We start from the raw sequence: 2,386 nt of genomic DNA on the forward strand, positions 1-2,386 counted from the left end.
GTATCGCATGAGCGAGCTTCAGGATATGGAAGAAATCACGCTCGACACGCCATTCGGGGCCCCCTCGGACGCGCTCGTCACAGGCCGGCTCGGTAGCGCGCGCGTGGCATTCCTGGCGCGTCACGGCCGCCATCACTCGCTGCTGCCCGACGAAGTACCTTACCGCGCAAACATTTACGCTTTCAAGCAGCTCGGCGTGCGCTATTTGATCTCGGTATCGGCGGTCGGCTCATTGCAGCAGACGCTGCGCCCGCTCGACATCGTGCTTCCTGACCAATTCATCGATCGCACGCGCCGGCGCGATCAGACCTTTTTCGGACAAGGCATCGTCGCGCATGTCGCGTTCGCCAAGCCGGTTTGCGCGGCGCTGGCCGACCTCATCGCCGAGGCGGCTGGGCAGGCCGCGCCGGAGGTGCGGCTGCACCGGGGCGGCACCTACGTTTGCATCGACGGGCCAGCGTTCTCCACTTTCGCAGAATCGCAGCTCTACCGGAGCTGGCAGGCAGCGGTCGTCGGCATGACCAATCTGCCCGAAGCGAAGCTTGCGCGAGAAGCCGAGATCGCCTACGCAACGCTGGCGCTGGTGACCGACTATGACTGCTGGCACCCCACGCATGAAAGCGTGACGGTCGAGACAGCCATCGCCAACCTGGGCCGCAACGCGTCCAACGCCCAGCGGGTCATCCGGCGCACCATCGAACTGCTGGCCGCCGCGCCGCCGGCATCGGCCGCGCACGATGCCTTGCGCACCGCGCTGGTCACCCCCCTGACCGACGCGCCGCCGCAGGCCAAGGCGCGACTGGCCGCGCTGCTCGCCAAATATGAGTGACGCGCCACTTTCCTTGTCGATCGTGGTACCGGTGCTCAACGAGGCGGCCGGGATCGCCGCCGCGCTGCGCAGACTCGCACCGCTGCGCGCGCTGGGCGCGGAAGTCATCGTGGTCGATGGCGGCAGCCACGACGCCACGCGCGAGCTGGCCAAGCCTCATGCCGACCGGCTGCTGACGGCGCCGCGCGGCCGTGCCGCGCAGATGAACGCCGGCGCCGCGCTCGCGCACGGCGACGTGCTGCTGTTTCTGCATGCCGATACGTATTTGCCAGCCGACGCGCACCACCGCATGACCGACGCGCTGCAGGACCGGACCCACGTCTGGGGACGCTTCGACGTGCGCATCGAGAGCCGCCATCGGCTGCTGCGCGTGGTCGCGACCTTGATGAATCTACGCTCCCGAATCAGCGGCGTGGCCACCGGCGATCAGGCCATCTTCGTCGCGCGCCGCGCGTTCGCGCAAGTCGCGGGTTTTCCGGCAATTGCCCTGATGGAAGACATCGCGCTGAGCAAACGCCTGAGGCGCCTCTCGCCGCCGGCATGCATCGGCGCAGCGGTCGTGACCTCGGGGCGGCGCTGGGAGGCGCGCGGCGTATGGCGCACCATTGCGCTGATGTGGGGGCTGCGTTTGGCCTATGTATGCGGCGTCGCACCCGCCACGCTCGCGCGCTGGTACGGCAGCCTGCCAGCGAACAGCGCGGCATTGCAACAGGAGCGCCGATCCGATGGCCTTCCCCGCTGACAGCCACATTGCGGTGTTCACCAAGCCGCCGACGCCGGGCCTGGTGAAAACGCGCCTGGTGCCCGCGCTGGGCGCCCATGGCGCGGCCGCGCTGCACGAGTACCTGCTGGTCCGCACGCTGCACATGGTGGCGAGCGCCGACGCCTCCGCTTCGCTGTGGGTTGCCGGCAACCCTGCCGACGCGGCCCTGCGCGCCTGTACCGACGACTTCGCCCTGCCTGCCCATCGACAGACTGGCGCCGATCTTGGCGGGCGCATGGCCTTGGCGCTGCGGGCTTCGCTCGGCGCGCATCGGCGCGTCTTATTGATCGGCTCGGATTGCCCGGCGCTGACGGCTGCGCATCTGCGAGAGGCGGCCGCACGACTCGACTGCGACACGCCGGCCGTATTCATTCCGGCCGAGGACGGCGGCTATGTCCTGGTCGGCGTTCACGCGCCAGCCTGCACGCACCTCGACGTGCTATTGCGCGCCGCGTTCGACGATATCCCGTGGAGCACCGAAGACGTAATGCGGTTCACCCGTGAGCGCCTTTCGGCTAAGCGCATTCGATGGGCAGAACTGCCGCCGCTTTGGGATGTCGATCGTCCGGAAGATCTCGCCCGTTTGCGCGGGACGCTGCGATAAAGGCGTTCCGCAGCGATTCAAAATGCACAATACGGGGCCATCCAGTGCCGCCCCGGGTCACTCGCGCACACCGCGACGCCATGCATGAAAGCGCGCCAGCCATGCCAGCACGCGCTGCGGCGCGTGCGCGCGCTTCCAGACACCGGCGGCGTATTTATTGGCCTCAGCCATGGTCGGGTAAATGTGGATC

At 68.1% G+C, this 2,386-nt stretch carries 3 protein-coding genes; all 3 read left to right on the forward strand.

Features of this window, described 5'->3' with window-relative positions; genetic code table 11:
* On the forward strand, positions 1–829 hold an 829-nt coding region (locus EPN80_RS15960; RefSeq protein WP_293029395.1), incomplete at its 5' end, for an S-methyl-5'-thioadenosine phosphorylase.
* Complete coding sequence (locus EPN80_RS15965; protein ID WP_293029398.1) at positions 822–1,571, forward strand: TIGR04283 family arsenosugar biosynthesis glycosyltransferase; 750 nt, start codon at positions 822–824, stop codon at positions 1,569–1,571. The genes EPN80_RS15960 and EPN80_RS15965, both read left to right, overlap by 8 nt.
* The gene (locus EPN80_RS15970; protein ID WP_293029401.1) at positions 1,555–2,196 is read left to right on the forward strand and encodes a TIGR04282 family arsenosugar biosynthesis glycosyltransferase; all 642 of its coding nucleotides are present in this window, start codon (positions 1,555–1,557) and stop codon (positions 2,194–2,196) included. The genes EPN80_RS15965 and EPN80_RS15970 overlap by 17 nt, the downstream gene beginning before the upstream one ends.
* Positions 2,197–2,386 lie beyond the last annotated feature (190 nt).

The organism is Pandoraea sp. (assembly GCF_004297875.1).
Lineage (GTDB): Bacteria > Pseudomonadota > Gammaproteobacteria > Burkholderiales > Burkholderiaceae > Pandoraea.